The following is a 15,619-nucleotide window of genomic DNA, read 5'->3' as shown; positions in this document are numbered from 1 at the left end:
CCGGGTCACGCCCTCCCCGCCCTCAACTGCTGTGCCGGGCCAGCCAGTCCGTGTGCTGCGGGGACACGTACCGCTCCGTCTCGTACACCGACGAGGGCCACTGCGACTCCGTGATGGTCGTCTGCATCACGACCATCATCGCCGCCAGGTCCTGCTCGATCAGCGTGTGCGCCTCGATCAGCGGATGGTGGCGGCGCACCTCGTTCCAGGCGATCCCGGCCGCCGCCGCCGCGCTCAGCAGCGCGGTCAGCCTCGGCCCCGGACCCGAACCGAACGACCCGAGCAGCGCGAACAGCAGCGCCAGACAGGTCAGCAGCACGATCGTCCACGACCACAGGTTCGTCGCCCGCCGGGACACCTCCGTGCGCCGCCGGTACCAGTTGCGCTGCTCGATCAGCCGGTCCCGGACGTACGTCTCGCGCCGCGCCTGGTAGTCCATCCCGCGCAACCGCTGCATCGCGCCGGTGATCTCCCCGCCCTCCGGAACCGTCCCCGCGGCCCGCGGATCCTCCCAGCCCATCTTCCGCAGCTCGGCCAGACCCGCCTCCAACCGGGTGCGGTACGTCGCGTCGGGCGCGGCGACCTCACTGCCGAACGGCGCCCCGTGCACCGCGTACCGCCAGGCCAGCGACTTGATGAACTCCGCCGCACTGCGGTTGAGCTGCCACTGCGGACGGGCCCGGCGCCGCGTCGCCCGCATGCCCACGCCCAGCACCCCCACGTACGAGAGCACGCTCAGCAGCCCGAAGAAGTACATCGAGCCCAGCTTCGGCCCGGCGGGCAGCGCGGCGGCCGCCGCGGCCGCGACCAGCAGCAGCAACTGGGCGCGGGTGGCCTGGGTCGACTCCCGCTGCCGGGAGATCGCCGCCTGGTCGGTGTGGTGGAAGAGGGCCGGCAGGTCCTCGTTTCGAAAGGTCATGCTGTCGGTCACAGCGCCCCCCTGCTGTCGGGTGGCGGGCGGCGGGGGCCCGCGGTCGCGGAGCCCCCGCCGCCCGCCGTCGGATCAGACGGCGAGAGGCTCCAGGTCGCGGTGGACCCGCCGCTCGTCGCGCGCGTACCGGGTCAGACTGTGGTCCTCGCCGAGCAGCCGGGTCAGCTCGGACACCGCCTCCGCCCGCAGCCGGGCCGCCTCCTCCTTGCGGCCCATCGAGTCCAGGCTGACCGCCATGTTGGAACTGCTCGCAAGGGTCTCGGGATGGTGCGCCCCGAGCGCCTCGCGCAGCCGCATCACCGCGAGCCGCTCCAGCTCCAGCGCGCCTTCCGGATCGCCCAGGTCGGCCCTCGTGTTGGCGAGGTTGAGGTGCGCGAAAACGGTGTGCGGGTGGTTGTCGCCGAGCACGTCCCGCATCCCCCGTATGGTCTGGCGCAGCATCGTCTCCGCCGTCTCCGCGGCGCCCGTGCCCCAGTGGAAGACAGCCAGGTTGTTCACGGCCGCCAGGGTGTACGGGTGCCGCTCGCCCGGCACCTTCATGTACTCGTCCACCACCTCCTGCGCCAGGTCCCGCGCCCCGCCCGGATCCCCGGTCGCGAACAGGTCCGAGGCCAGGTTGAGCTCGCAGGACAGCAGGTCCGGGTTGACGGAGGTGTACTTGGCCCGGTAGCGGGCCCGGGTGGCCGTGGTCAGCCGGAGGGCGTCCTCCAGCTGGCCGGCCCGGCGCAGCGACACCGCCAGGTTCTTCGCCGCCGACAGGGTGCCGGGGAACGCCCGGCCCAGCGTCCGCTTGTAGGTGTCGTACGTCCGGCTGAGCAGCTGCACCGAGTCCTCGTACCGGCCCACCTCGCGCAGGTCGCGCGCCAGGTTCTGCGCGGAGGACAACGTGTACGGGTGCTCCGGCCCGAGCACCTCCGTGCGCAGGTCGTGCACCTCCTGGTCGATCTCACGGGCCCTGGTGTACTGACCCACGAGCCGCAGGTTCAGCGCCAGGTTGTTCGCGGCGGCCAGCGTGCGCGGGTGCGCCTCGTGGAAGATCTGGCTGAAGCCCTCGTGGGCTTCGGTCGCCAGCTCCATCGCCTGTCCGTAATGACCCAGCGCGCCCAGGGTGTTGGCCAGACCGCTCATGGTCATGTACGTGTGCGGGTGCGAGGGGCCGAGCACCGCCTTCTGCCGCTCCAGCGTGACCTCGTCCAGCTCCTTCGCCTCCACGAACCGGCCCTGCGAGCGCAGGATGTTCGACAGGTGGAAGCGCAGGTACAGGTACTGCAGGTCGTTGTTGCCCAGCATTTCCTTCCACGCCTCGCGCAGCTCCTCGCCGAGGGCGTACGCGGCCTTGAAATCGCCGCGCTTCCACAGGTAGCGCACCCGGTCGATCAGCAGCCGGCGCGTCTCCGGTTCCTTGCAGTACCGGGCCTCCGACGGGGTCAGGTGCGACCAGATGGTGTTGAACCGCGGCCACGTCTCCGGATTGTCGATCGGCTCGTCGTCGTCCGGCCGGGCCCCGGCCAGGATCCGGTGGACCGCGTGCCGCGCCTCGCGCTGCTCCTCCTCGCTCAGCTGGGCCCGGATCACCGCCTGCACCAGCCGGTGCACCTGGATGCTGTTGCTGACCTGGTCGACCTTGGCCAGCGCGAACCGGCCGATCTCCCGGATCACCCGGCCCAGCACCAGCTTCTCCTGCAGCGAGGAGTCGTAGGGCTTGAGGGCGTCGATCATCTCCTTGCTGTAGAGCAGGTTCGCGGAGATCGGCTCGGGCGCGAGGAAGGCGCAGAGCTGGAGCAGCCGGACGGCCGCCGGGGACCGGGACTGCAGCCGCTCGATGGAGATGTTCCAGGTGGCGGCCACCGGCTCCGGGTAACCGGGCGGCTGGTTCAGGGCCAGGACGCGGGCGGCCTGCTGCGCCAGCTGCTCGATGTACGCGGACACCGGCGTCGCCGTCTCCGCGATCCACGCACCCGCCTGCTCGACGGCCAGCGGCAGGTCGCCCACCGCCACCGCCACCTGCTCGGCGTCGTCCTTGCTGAGCCCGGGGGCCCGGCGCTGGAGGTGCTCGATGGACTCCTCCCGCAGGAACACGTCCACCGGCAGCGCGTCACCGTACTGCGACCAGGACTGGTTGCGGGAGGTCACCAGGACATGGCCCGGGCCGCCCGGCGGGAAGAACCGCTTGAGCGTCTCGGGATCGTCCGCGTTGTCGAAGACCAGCAGCCAGCGGGAGGAAGGGACCCCGCGCCGCAGCAGGTCGATCGCCTCCTGGGAGGCGGCCGCCATGTCCTCGCCGGTCTGCGCGCCCAGCCGCACCGCCAGCTCCGCGAGCGCCGCGACCACGTCGTCGGTCTGCTCCGAGGAGATCCACCACACCAGGTCGTAGTCGGCCATGAACCGGTGCACGTACTCCAGTGCCACCTGCGTCTTGCCGACGCCGCCGAGCCCGAACAGGGTCTGCGGCTGCGGCAGCACCACGGCCATGCCCCCGCCGAGCTGGTCGCGCATCCGCTCCAGCACGATGCTGCGCCCGGTGAACCCGGGGTTGCGGGGCGGCGCGTTCCAGATCTTCGGGACGGTCCCCGGGAAGCGGGGACCGGGCTGCGAGGCACTGTTGACGCTGTCGGGCAGCGCCATGGGCCGCTCCACCGCACGCAGCAGGGCGGTGGTCGCGTGCACCTCGTCGAGCCGGAACAGGTCCACCGGGTTGCGGTCGATGTACGGCGTGGACAGCCGTACGTCGCCCACCCTCAGCGGCACCAGCTGGCGCCGGCCCCCGGTCGGGTCCTCGGCGGCCGCGCGCTCCCACACGTCCACGGCCCGGGCCGACTTGAGGTAGGCCGTGGAGAGCAGCACCACGGTCCGGGCGGCCGTGTCGATGCTGATGCCCGCGCCCCCGAGGGTGTCCCCGGCGACCGCTCCCGGTGCCCGCTCGGCCGAGACGTCCTTCGGCACGACCCGGAATCCGGCCCGGGTGAGCACCGACTCGATCCAGTCGGCCCACATCCGGTTCTCGGCGACGTAGGACAGGAACAGGTCGGCGGGCAGGGCCGGGCGGCGCCGGGTGAAGGCGTCCCTGATGCGCAGCCGGACCTCCTCGCCGATGACCGGCATGGAGGTGATGTGGCCCTCGGTGACCACGGCGGTGAGCCGCTCGAACGCGGAGAGCAGGGAGTTGGTGAGCCCGGCCTCGTCGCCGAAGGTGGCCAGGGTCTCCTCGTAGGCGTAGTAGGGGCGGTACGGGATCTCCACCGCGCCCCAGTAGGAGGTGAGCTCGTCCCCGACCAGGCCGTTCGGGAAGCGGTCGAACTTGATCCGGGCCAGCGCCCGGCCGGCGTCGGCCTTCTCCTTCTCGCCCTCGTCGATGCGCATCGGGACCGGGTAGATCTTGATGCCGCGGTCGCTGAACCGCTCGTCGATCTGGCGGGCGACGGACGCGGCGCCGTCGATGGACTGGTCGGACAGGGTGAAGCAGTCGACCAGGATGTCCGGGAGGTGGACGGTGCAGATGTCGGCGATGTCGGACAGGCCGGTGCGGCTGTCGATCAGGACGTAGTCGTAGTTCCGCTTCATGTCGGCCCGTAAGGCGTCGAAGAAGAGCCCGCCGCCGAGCCGGTCGTAGAAGTTGTCCCAGTCGAAGGTGGAGACGGTCGCGGAGTACTCGCGGTTCTGCCGGCCCGCCGAGACGAAGTCCAGGGTGCCGCCGTCCGGGAACTCCCAGCCGTGGGTCTCCGGGGTGAGCGAGACGGCGTGCGGCTGTATCCGCGCGTAGTCCTTGTGCCAGTCGTCGGGCCGCTGCACCGGGCTGGTCGCGGCCCAGGCGTACTCGCTGATCAGATCGATGACCCCGGTGGTGGCCCCCAGCGTGGAGGGGTCCAGGAAGGGGTGGAAGAAGCGGTGCAGGCCGGGCGCCTCCAGGTCCCAGTCCACGGCGAGGACCCGCTTGCCGTTGGCCGCCAGGATCCAGGCGGTGTTGGCCAGCGCCATGGTGCGGCCCGTGCCGCCCTTGTACGAATAGAAGGTGACGATGCGTCCGTCACGGCTGTCGCTGTCGCCGCTGCTGTCACTGCTCGCTGTCATCCGCGTCCCCCCGGTCGGTGTCGTTGTCGTCGTTGTCGTGGAGGCCGGCGCCCGCCGGCCCGGTCCGGTGCCGGTCGGAGTCGGGCGGGAAAGGGACGCGGGGCGATGGCGGCCCGGGCGGCCCGTTCATCCCCATCGGCCCCAGCAACCGGGGCCGTTCGATGGAGGTGTCGCCCTTCGGCGGATACGGCTGCGCGTGTCTGAGGAACTGCTGGGCGGCCGCCTCGACCACCTGCGGCAGGATCTGGCCGAGGGTCTCCACGTTGGCCACGCCGTTCGCGGCGGCCCGGCAGGCTGCCCGGCCCTGGCTCATCGTCTTGGGCATGGTGTTCTCCAGCCGGTCGGCCAGCTCGTTCTCCTTCGACCGGCTCTGATGGTCGTACCGGTTCCACGGCACGACCACGTTGACCCACGGCCGGGGCTCCCGGTCGAAGGCGGCCAGGCGCCGGCGCCGCTGTTCGTCCTCCACCGCCCACCGGTCGACGATCAGGATCTCCGGCCGGGTCGGCAGCTGCTTGCTGTCGAGGTGCCCGGCCTCGTCGTCGAAGGAGGACATGGTGGTCTGGTAGTTGAGGTTCTTGACCAGGTCCTCGGCGACATAGGCGATGGGCCGCTGGGCGACCGGGTGGTACGGGTTCCACTCGAGCGCGCTGTCCCCGTAGTACTCGGGGGTGCGGCCCTCGGGCAGATCGTGCCGGGAGGCGGCGGCCACGGTCACGTGCAGGGTGCGGGCCGGGCTGCCGCTGGAGCCGAAGGCACTCGGCACGTTCCGGTAGTCCAGCGGGCGGATGGGGTCCAGGTGGGCGGTCTCGGCGACCTGGACGATGCGCCGGGCGAGCTCGTAGACGGCCTGCTCGTACTGCTCGGCGTAGCCGCGCAGCTTGATCAGCCCGTACAGGCCGTCGGTGACGTAGCGCTCGCCGAAGGTGTTGTGGTTGAACTGCAACCGCTCGGCCGGGCCGGGGAGTTGCTCCGGTGGCACCGGTACCCATAACGCGGGCACGATGGCCTCGGCCTGTTTGTTGCTCATCGCGCCGTGCTGGACGGCGCGCTGCGCGAAGGCGAACCACTCTTTCCCGCACATCTCGCTGGCGAAGTACCGCGGCGAGAACAGGGGAACGAAGACGCGGCAGTTGGCGAGTGCCCGGGCGAGCCGTTCGGACCAGCCCTCGCCGCTGCGTATCTCCCGGTCCATGAACCCGACGTCGTACCCGGCACGCAGGTCCGTCAGCGCCATGACGTGCCCGCAGAGATCACGGAAAAGGCGCTCGACCCACATGTCCGGGTCGGGGCCCCCGGCCCCGAACCTCGGTGTATGTGCGTAACTGAGAAAAAAGTACGGCTCCCCTGATGCGGGCACACGACCCCCGTCCCGAAGATGCGAAGCGAAGAAACATCATTCCGGAGCTGCTTCGCCACATCCCCTCATCGTTCAGTCAATCAGCGTCTGTTTTCGGTCATCCAGTCAAGGGCGTGATCGACGGCCTCCGGGAGGGAGAAGAGCATGGTCGACGCACCTCCCACCCGCCCCCTGCGCACCCGTGAATCCGGGAACGCGTCACCGATCTCCGCGAAATCGCCGTCGTCCAGCGCGACGTCCTCGTATGCGGTCCACTCCCCCTCCTGCCGGTGCCTTTGCGACCCCGGAAGGTTCACCTTCACCACACACTGGTACATGCGCAAGGGGGGCTTCGGAATTCGGTACTCCGCGAGATGGAAAGCGGTACAGACCGAAAACCCCACATTGATCATGAGTACCTGCCCGCCCTCCCAGCACAGCTTTCCCAGAGGTGACTCCTCCCCCAGATGGCATCCGAGGCGATGACCCGAGCACAGCCGCTCCGCGTCCGCCCCGAGGGCCGCGAACGAGGTCTGCGGATGGGCGCTGCGCGCCGCGCCCGGCGCGGTGCGGACGGCCTCGGCCAAGGACCCCATGCCCTGGCTCGGGGTGCTCGCCGGGTCGAAGGCGGGCATCCGCTCGCGGAAGTCCCGCACCCCGGCCTCGTCCAGACCGCGGATCCGCTCCAGGTGGGCGGTGGAGGTCTTGGAGTTCTCCGGGGTGAACGCCGGGACCACCAGGGTGCCGCGCGGCCCGAGGACGCCCGTCAGGGCGTCGCGCAGCAGCTCCGCGCGCAGCCCGGTCCCACCGAGGGCGGAGTGCACCATGAGCCGCATGCCGGGGCGGACCCCGGCCAGCCGCAACTGCACGGCGAGCTGGAGCCGGCCGGGCGCACTCACGCGTCGACCGTCTTCAGTTCGTAGCGGAGCTCCGCGACCAGGCTCTTTCCGGTGACCGTCAGCTCGGCCGCCTCCGAGAGCAGGTCCAGGGCCCGGTGGATCCGGTCCGAGCCGCCCGGCTCGGGCGTCGCCGTGGCCCGCCGGTACGCCTCCACCGCCACCCGCTCGTGCACGTCCGCCAGCAGCCGGGACACCGGTACCGGCCGCTCCCGCCACGGCGAGCGGTGCTGCCACTGACCGTCCAGCGCGTACAGGTCGGCCACCTCGGTCAGCGCCCGCAGACGGGTCCGCCGCCGCCCGGTCAGCAGCGCCAGCGCGGTCTCGCGCACCCCCGCCGCGTACGGCACCCCGAGTGCCCCCGGCCCGTGCCGCCCGGCCTCGCCCCAGCCGCCCGCGCGCGGGCCGCCCGCGAGCGGGGTCAGCGTGGTCAGCCCGGTGGCCGCCGCCCGGGCGAACTCCGGCACCGCCTTGTGCAGCAGCGCCCACGCCCGGTCCAGCCTGCCCCGCCACTCCTCGGCCTCCCCGGCGCCGAGGCGGAGCCTGGGCGGGCGGGGGAAGCAGTTGCGGTACGGGTCGAGGTCCTCCAGGGCCACCGGGGCCGCGTCCGGCCCGGGCGACCAGGTGCGTACGGGCTGCCAGCGGGCGTCCCCCGCCGTGGGCCCGAAGCGGTGCTCGGCGCGGCCGTCCCGTACGGCGTATCCCTCGGCGGTGACGTGCAGCGCGGCCCGGCCCTCCGTGCCGGGCTCCCCGAGCCGCAGCAGCCCCAGCGTCGGCAGGTACACCTCGCCGTCCCGGTAGGCCACCTCGGCCGGCAGGTCCAGCCCGCCGCGGAGCACGGCCGCGGCGGCCAGAGCGGTCAGCCTGCGCGCCGCCTCCGGGGCGTCCTGCCGGCCGTCGCGGGCGGCGTCCAGGGCCGCCAGCACCCAGGTCCGGGTGAAGGGGTGGTCCAGTACGGCGTCCAGCGCGTCCGTGCCCGCCTCCCCGGCCCGCTCCACGGCGGCCACCAGCTCCCAGGCCCGCGCCCAGCCGGGGTCGGCGGCGAGGTCCGCGTGCAGCCGGGCCAGCAGGACGCGGGTCAGTTCCTCCTGGGACCGGGCGAGTTCGGCCGGGTCGGTGAGCTGCGGAGCGGTCTCCCGCGGTGCGGTGCGGCCCTCGACCCCGTCCACGAGCTCGCGCAGGTCGGTGCAGTAGACCGAGGGGTTGTCGAAGCCGTTCCGGTCGCGGTAGCGGTGGGTGTAGAGCCCGCCCCCGCACGAACGTACGACGGGGCACCGGCGGCACGACTCGCTGACGCCCGCCAGGCCCAGTTGCCGGGCACGGACCCCGGGATGGGCCGCGACCTGGTCAAACGCGTGGTCGAAGACATTGAAGCCGGTGGCCGCGGCCCCCTCGAAGGCGCTCTTGAGGGAGTCCACCTGTTCCAGGGTCCCGTCGGTCTCGACGACGACGAGGTCGGTGGGCGCGAGGCCGAGCGACTCGGTGAGGCTGGGGCCCCCGCGCAGGGTGGACAGCAGGGACTCGAAGAGCCGTACGGGCACCGGGCGTCCCAGCCGGTCCCAGTGGTCGAAGATCCGCAGCAGCCAGCGCGCGTAGGCGTCGGGGGCGCCGTCGGGGCGGGCCGGGGGCGTCTCCCACGTGGCGTGGGGGAGGAGGAAGTCGACGCGCGGGGGCTCGAGTTCGACCAGCGCGTCCAGTACGGCGACGGGGTCGTTGGCCACGTCCACGGTGCAGAGCAGGCCTTGGTAGAGGTGGCGGTACGGCTCGGAGCGCAGCAGTGCGACGGCGGCCAGGACCAGCGGGTGGCTCGTGCGGCCGTCGGCGAACCGGCGGTGGCGGTCGTTGGCGGCGCGGTCCCCGTCGAGGGAGATGCCGACCCGGACGCCGTACTCGTCGAAGAGGTCGAGGTAACGGGTGCTGAGCTGGAGCCCGTTGGTGTGGATGCGCAGGTCGAGTTCGGCGACCCCGTCGAGCGCCCGGGTGAACTCCTCGCACACGAGGCGGAGCCGGGACGGGCCCGCCAACAGGGGTTCCCCTCCATGGAGAATCACCGTGACGGAGGGGAGTGCATGGTCACGGGCATGTTCGGCGAGCCTGGACGCGGTATGCGAAATAACCTCGGGGGAGATCACTTTCGGCCGGGCCCGCCAGCTCTGATCTGCGTGTTCGTAGACGTAGCAATGATCACAAGCAAGATCGCATCTGCTGTGAACTTTCAGGACGATCTCGCGAAATGCGATCAGGCCGGTCATTCCACCAGTCTAGAGCGCGGAGTTCGGGTCAGAGCGCGGAGTTGAAGATCGGTGCCTGAACCGGACGAGCAGATTCGGCCGGCAGCACGCGACCGAGCGTCGTCGCCGCGGCCGCGGTGTGGACGTCGATCTTGCCGAGCGGGACCCGGTGGGCCTTGACCGAGCTGGTCGCGGGGGATGCTGAAGTGTTCACGGCACCGTCCTTGGGGAAGCCATGTGGAATGGACATGTGAATGACAACGGCCACATGCTGCTGTCAAGCAGGGACTTTACTAGGACAGTCCCCCTTGGCAACACGAGACATGACGCCTGGTCAACACTTCCATGCAATGCGCGGCGGATTTCTCAAGAGGGCGGATTCGGCCGTTTGCCGCAAGGAAAGATCCTTTTCATTGCCCGGCGTCCCGGCGACGGCTCCGTCCGGACCGGACCTGCGCCGGCCGCACCCCGCTGACCTGGTGCGATGCGAAGGTGTGTGCCGTCGGCCGGGAGCCGGGCCCGCCGTGCGCGGAACCGTTCCCGCACAGCGGCAGGCGGAGACGGTGATCACCGCGGCGGCGGCGCCGACCGCGCCGGCGGCGTCCCCCGGGAGGCGGCCCCGGAGGCGGCCCCGGTGTGCTCGCGGACGGCGCATCCGACGATGGGGCCGACGGCTGCCGATGGGGTCAACCGCCCCTACGCGGGCTGCTGTTCGCTGAGATCCGGTGTCGGGAGGTCGCGCAGCAGCCAGTTCAGTACGTCGGGCAGCGCGCGCAGGGAGGCGAAGTGCGCGGCGGCGGGAACGATGTTGGTCGTGGCCCCGGGAATGCGGCGGGCCAGCCAGCGGGAGTGACCCACGGGGGAGAACACGTCGAGCTCGCCGTGCCAGATCAGCACCGGACAGCGGATGTCGGCCGGGTCGAAGCCCCAGGGGCGGCTGAAGGCGAGGACGTCGTCGATCCATCCGTACGCCGAATGGCGCAGCCCCTCGCGGTAGTTCCGCAGGAGCATCGCCCGCAGGCCGGCGTCCGAGACGATCATGCGGTCGTTGTCGGTCAGCTCCCGGCGCAGTTCGTCCAGCAGCCGGCCGGGGTCCTTGCGGATGCCGTCGGCGCGCGGGATCAGCCGGGCCGCCAGCTCCTCGGGGTCGTCGGTGGCGGTGGTGTACTCCCGCACGTTGGACGCGGCCATCCCGGCGAACCAGTCCAGGTCCTCCGCGTCCCGCGGGGCGAGGCCGACCATCCCCGCGGTCCGGGTGACACGGTCCGGGAGGAGGGCGGCGCAGGCCAGCGCGCCGGCGGCGCCGCCGGAGCGGCCGGCGACCGCGAAGGTGTCCAGACCGAGGGCGTCGGCGATGGCGGCCACGTCCTGGGCCACGTCGGCCACGGTGCGGCCCACGTGGCGGTCGGAGCCGCCGTAGCCGGGTCTGTCGTAGGCGATGAGCTGCATGCGGCGCTGGTAGAGGACCATGCCCCGGGGGGCCGGGCCGAGGCGGCTGCCGGGCATGCCGTGCAGCAGAAAGACGGGTTTGCCGTCGGGATCGCCCCAGCGCTCCACGGTCAGAGCGCGCCCGTCCGCTGTGCGCACCTGATTGCGCACGCGCTCCCTCCTTCACGGTCGATGTGAGTCGTCACCGCGATTGTGCGCGCTGGGGGAGGAGTGCGGTAGGGCGCACTTACAGCGGAATTCTTGTGAATGCCTTCACGAGCCCGAGAAGGCCTTTGTTCCTCTTGTATATGCCCTGGTCAAGGGGGCGCGCTGGGGGAGTGAACGGGCGTGAACGGGTGTGAATGGACCCCCGGTCGCCGCGAAAGGCCTTTTTGGTGCGGCGGCTTCCGCTTTCGGCTGTCGAATTGGCGGAAAGGAGGGGAGTTCCCGACCCGGCGGTGCGGGAAGCGCCGATCGGGCCCCGCCGGCCCCGCCTCAGGTGCGGGGCACGAGCAGGGCCGCCGCCGAGCGGGCCTGCTCCAGGGCGCGGGCGCGGTCCGCGCCGCGCTGCCCCAGGACGACCCGGGTGCTCAGGCCGTCCAGCAGGGCGAGCAGCTCCGAGGCCCGCGCCGACACGTCCATGGGCGCGAAGCGGCCCTGGTCCACGCCCTTGGCCAGGAGGGCCTCCAAGTCCCGCTGCCAGCTGTCGTCGATCTCCTCCTGGGCGGCCTTCAGCGGCTGGTTGGAGGCGGTACGGGCCCACAGCTCGATCCACAGCGTCCAGCGCGGGTCGCGGGGCCCCTCGGGGAGGTAGAGCTCCAGGAACTGGTCCAGCTTGCGCGCCGCCGTCACCCTGCGGCCGAGCAGCGCCCGGCGCTCCCCGGTGAGCTGCTCCTCGCTCCAGCGCAGGGCCTCCAGCAGGAGCCGGTCCTTGCTGCCGAAGTAGTACAGGATGTGGCCCCCGCTGGTGCCGAGGCGCTCGGCCAGCGCGGACATGGTGAGCGCGGCCAGTCCGTCCTCGGCGATGGCCGCCATGGCCTCTTCCAGCATCCGCTCCTGGGCGATCCGCCCGTCGCGCCGCCGTGCTGCTCCCGCCACCGCTCCCGCCCTCCGGATCTTCCTGGTCCGACCTTATCCCGGACAGGGTCTTGACGGGGTCGAGGTACAGCCCTCATCTTGAATGCCATTCAAGAAATTAGAACGCCATTCAAGATCGCTCAAGGTCAGGGGTCCTCATGGGACAGCAGGAGACAGTCGACGTCGACGAGGTGTTCCGGGTCGAAACCCACGGGATCGACCCGATTCCGGACGCCGAACGCCACGGCAGCGCCAAGGACCTCTTCTGGCTCTGGTTCGGCTCCAACCTCACCTTCACCTACGTGATCAACGGCGCCCTCGCCGTCGCCTTCGGGCTCTCCTTCTGGCAGGCCACCGCCGTGGTCGTGATCGGCGGACTCTCCTTCTTCGCCATCAGCGCCGCCGGACTCAGCGGCATCCGCACCGGCACCGCCACCCTGGTCATCTCCCGCGCCACCTTCGGAGTGCGCGGCAACCTCCCGGCCGGCGTCCTCAACTGGGTGGTGAGCATCGGCTACACCATCGTCAACACCGTGGTGGGCACCCTCGCGCTGGAAGTCTTCTTCGCCGAGATCGGCTGGCAGGGCGGCACCGCCGGCCGCGCCGTCGCCCTCCTGGTCACCCTCGCGCTGACCTTCGCCGTCGCCATGTGGGGCCACGCCACCGTGCAGTTCGCCGAACGCTGGATGGCCTACGTCCTCGCCGCCGGCTTCGGCATCCTGCTCCTCTTCGTCCTGCCCGGCACCGACACCGCCGCCCCGGCCGCCGCCGCACCCGGCCTCTCCGGCTGGAGCCTCGCCTTCGTGGTCATGCTCGCCGGACCCTTCTCGTACCTGCCCATGCCCGCCGACTACACCCGCTACCTGCCCCGGACCACCTCGCTGAAGTCCATCACCTGGATGGGCGCCCTCGGTGGCTTCCTCTCCTCGGTCGCCCTCGGCGTCGCGGGCGTCGCCGCCGCCACCCGGACCGACATGACCGACGCGGTCGCCGGCGCCGAGAGTCTGCTGCCCGGCTGGTTCCAGCCGCTGTTCCTGGCCCTCGTGCTCGGCGGCTCGGTCACCAACTCGATCATCACGCTCTACTCCTCCAGCCTGAACCTCCAGGTCCTCGGCATCCCCTGGAGCCGCGCCCGGGCCATCGTCATCAGCGCCGCCGTCACCGCCGCCGGCTCGCTCGCCGCGCTGTTCCTCACCGACTTCACCACCTCCCTCCTCTCCTTCCTCTCCCTGCTGATCATCGTGTTCGCCCCCTGGGGCGGAGTCTTCCTCGCCGACATGCTGCTGCGCCGCTGCCACTACGACGCCGACGCGCTGCACGCAGGCAGCGCGGGCGCCTACTGGTACCGCTCCGGCTACCACCCCGCCGGCATCACCGCCCTGCTCGCCGGAATGGCCTTCGCCGCCCTGACCTGCGACTCCGAGCTCTGGACCGGGCCACTGGTCGCCCCGCTCGGCGGCGCCGACCTCACCCTGCTCGGCTCGGTCGTCTCCGGACTCACCTACTGGGCCCTCACCCGCCGCCGGGTCGCGGCGTACGTCCCGGCCGCCTGAACCGCACCGCACACCCAATGGAGCACCCCCACATGGCACGCCACCCCTTCCCCGCCGACCTGCTGCTCACCGGAGCCCGGATCCACACCGTCGATCCCGACCTGCCCGAGGCCGAAGCCCTCGCCGTCCACGACGGGCGGATCGTCTGGGTCGGCCCGGACACCGGGGCCGCCGCCTGGGCCGGCCCGGACACCCGGCGGATCGACGCGGGCGGCAAGCTCGTCCTGCCGGGCTTCATCGACGCCCACAACCACGTCCGGCTCGGCTCCGACGCGGACTGCGTCCAGCTCGCCGGGGTGCGCACCCTGGAGGGCATCCACGAACGGATCCTGGCCTGGCGGCAGGCCAACCCGGACGCCGGCTGGATCGAGGCCGAGGCCTTCGACTACTCCGCCATCCCGGGCGGGCGGATGCCGTGCGCCGCCGACCTGGACCCGGTCACCGGGGACACCCCGGCGATCGTGCTCTCGTACGACGTGCACACGGCCTGGCTGAACACGGCGGCCATGCGGCGGCTCGGGGTCTCGCGGGACCGCACCGACCTCCCCTTCGGGACGGCGGCGGTGGACCCGGAGACCGGCGAGCCCACCGGGTTCGTCAAGGACTTCGCCGTCAAGGGACTCTCCCGCGACGGCCACCGGGCCCTGCGCGAGCTGGGCGTGCCGTGGGCCTCGCCGGACCGCCAGTACGGGCGGCTCGCCAAGAGCCTCGACGACGCCATCGGCTTCGGCATCACCACCGTGGTCGAGCCCCAGAACTCCCTCGACGACCTCGAACTCTTCGAACGGGCCCGCTCCGAAGGGCGGTTGCGCTCACGGATCGTCGCGGCGCTGTTCCACCCGCGCGGTACCGGCGACGCCGACCTGGACGAATTCGCCGACGCGGCACGGCGGTTCGCCGGGGACCGGCTGCGGGTCGGCCCGCTCAAGCTGTACATCGACGACGTGGTGGAACCGCGTACGGCCGCCCTGCTGGAGCCGTACACCGGATGCGGCGCGCACCGGGGCGAGACCTTCTACCCGGCGGAGGAGTTCGCGGACCTGCTGGCGAAGCTGGACGCCCGCGGCTTCCAGTGCTTCGTGCACGCGACCGGCGACCGGGGCATCCGGACCGTCCTGGACGCGGTCGAGCACGCGCGGACCCTGAACGGCCCGCGCGACGCCCGCCACCAGGTGGTCCACGTGGAGTGCCTGGACCCGGCGGACGTGCCGCGCTTCGCGCAGCTCGGCGTGATCGCCTGCATGCAGCCGAGGCACTGCGCACCGGAGATCGCGGGCCCCGGCCAGGACTGGGCGGAGAACGTGGGCGAGGGCCGCTGGCACAAGGCCTGGCCGATGCGGAGCCTGCACGAGGCGGGGGCGGTGCTGGCGTTCTCCAGCGACTGGAACGTGGCGGAGATGGACCCGATGGTCGGCATCTACACGGCCGTGACGCGCCGCCCGCTGTCCGGCGACGGACCGGCCTGGCAGCCGGCCGAGACGGTGGACGTGGCGACGGCCGTGTACGGCTACACGATGGGCTCGGCCCATGCCAACTTCCTGGAGCGGGAACGCGGTTCCCTCACGGTGGGCAAGGCCGCGGACTTCGTGATCCTGTCCCGGGACATCCTCGCCGTCCCGGCGGACGAGATCCCGGGCACGGTCGCCGAGACGGTCGTGGTGGCGGGCGAGGTGGTCCACGCGGCGTTCTGAGCCGGTGCCCTGCGGGCGGCTCGGCGGTGTACGGCTCGGCGGCACGTCTTCCTCTGCCGTGGTGGGTCGCCTCAATCGCCGGCGGGGCTGGGTGGTGTGGGGCGGTGCCCCGCACGAGGGTCTCCTCGGCTCGGCGCGTTCGGGCTCGTCCCGGCCAGGCGGCCGTGGTCGCGCCTCGTCCTGCGGGGACCCTCCTGCGTGTCCCCGCCCCACGGCAGGGCTTCGACGGCGGAAGGGGAGTGGGGACGGGGCGGGGTGTCCCCGCAGGACGAGGCGCGACCGCCGGGCACAGCCGAGACACACAGCACGCGCCGAGCCGAGGAGACACCCCGCCCCGGCCCCACGGACCGACCCGAACCGACAAGCCCGCCACACCCAGCCCCGCCACCCGCCGAGGCACGGGCC

Annotated in this window: 10 protein-coding genes; 2 read left to right on the top strand and 8 right to left on the bottom strand. The window is 72.0% G+C overall.

From position 1 onward, the window contains the following. Positions 1-22: 22 nt before the first annotated feature. The 8 genes from JYK04_RS11920 to JYK04_RS11885 form a co-directional block, all read right to left on the bottom strand. Positions 23-919, bottom strand: coding sequence for a DUF4231 domain-containing protein (locus JYK04_RS11920; RefSeq protein WP_189739743.1), 897 nt, complete (start codon positions 917-919; stop codon positions 23-25). A gap of 84 nt (positions 920-1,003) precedes the next feature. Then, positions 1,004-4,999, bottom strand: a complete 3,996-nt coding sequence (gene fxsT, locus JYK04_RS11915; protein ID WP_189739747.1) for an FxSxx-COOH system tetratricopeptide repeat protein — start codon at positions 4,997-4,999, stop codon at positions 1,004-1,006. Next, a complete protein-coding gene (locus tag JYK04_RS11910; protein WP_189739750.1) occupies positions 4,983-6,359 on the bottom strand; it encodes a TIR-like protein FxsC in 1,377 nt (458 codons plus the stop codon). Before JYK04_RS11910 ends, fxsT begins: the two co-directional genes overlap by 17 nt. Positions 6,360-6,439: 80 nt before the next feature. After that, on the bottom strand, positions 6,440-7,237 hold the full coding sequence (locus JYK04_RS11905; protein WP_373297456.1) for an AAC(3) family N-acetyltransferase: 798 nt from the start codon (positions 7,235-7,237) through the stop codon (positions 6,440-6,442). Next, complete coding sequence (fxsBH, locus tag JYK04_RS11900) at positions 7,234-9,486, bottom strand: radical SAM/SPASM protein FxsBH, inactivated beta-hydroxylase extension form (protein WP_189739753.1); 2,253 nt, start codon at positions 9,484-9,486, stop codon at positions 7,234-7,236. Before fxsBH ends, JYK04_RS11905 begins: the two co-directional genes overlap by 4 nt. 28 nt (positions 9,487-9,514) lie before the next feature. Continuing rightward, complete coding sequence (fxsA, locus tag JYK04_RS11895) at positions 9,515-9,679, bottom strand: FxSxx-COOH cyclophane-containing RiPP peptide (RefSeq protein ID WP_063734217.1); 165 nt, start codon at positions 9,677-9,679, stop codon at positions 9,515-9,517. Between the two features lie 482 nt (positions 9,680-10,161). Then, positions 10,162-11,064: an alpha/beta fold hydrolase gene (locus JYK04_RS11890; protein ID WP_189739756.1), complete on the bottom strand. Its 903-nt coding sequence runs from the start codon at positions 11,062-11,064 to the stop codon at positions 10,162-10,164. A 324-nt stretch (positions 11,065-11,388) separates the two neighbouring features. Then, entirely contained in the window at positions 11,389-11,991 is a 603-nt protein-coding gene (locus JYK04_RS11885; RefSeq protein ID WP_189739758.1) for a TetR/AcrR family transcriptional regulator, read from the bottom strand. Positions 11,992-12,128: 137 nt separating this feature from the next. Here JYK04_RS11885 and JYK04_RS11880 point away from each other — a divergent pair, with 137 nt between their 5' ends. Then, positions 12,129-13,523, top strand: coding sequence for a purine-cytosine permease family protein (locus tag JYK04_RS11880; RefSeq protein ID WP_189739760.1), 1,395 nt, complete (start codon positions 12,129-12,131; stop codon positions 13,521-13,523). A 32-nt stretch (positions 13,524-13,555) separates the two neighbouring features. After that, positions 13,556-15,214 (top strand): amidohydrolase, encoded by a 1,659-nt coding sequence (locus tag JYK04_RS11875; RefSeq protein WP_189739763.1) that lies wholly within the window; start codon positions 13,556-13,558, stop codon positions 15,212-15,214. Positions 15,215-15,619 lie beyond the last annotated feature (405 nt).

Origin of the sequence: Streptomyces nojiriensis (assembly GCF_017639205.1) — a bacterium.
Classification (GTDB): domain Bacteria; phylum Actinomycetota; class Actinomycetes; order Streptomycetales; family Streptomycetaceae; genus Streptomyces; species Streptomyces nojiriensis.
Note: the sequence above shows the minus strand (reverse complement) of the source record. Positions and strands in the feature narration are given on the sequence as shown.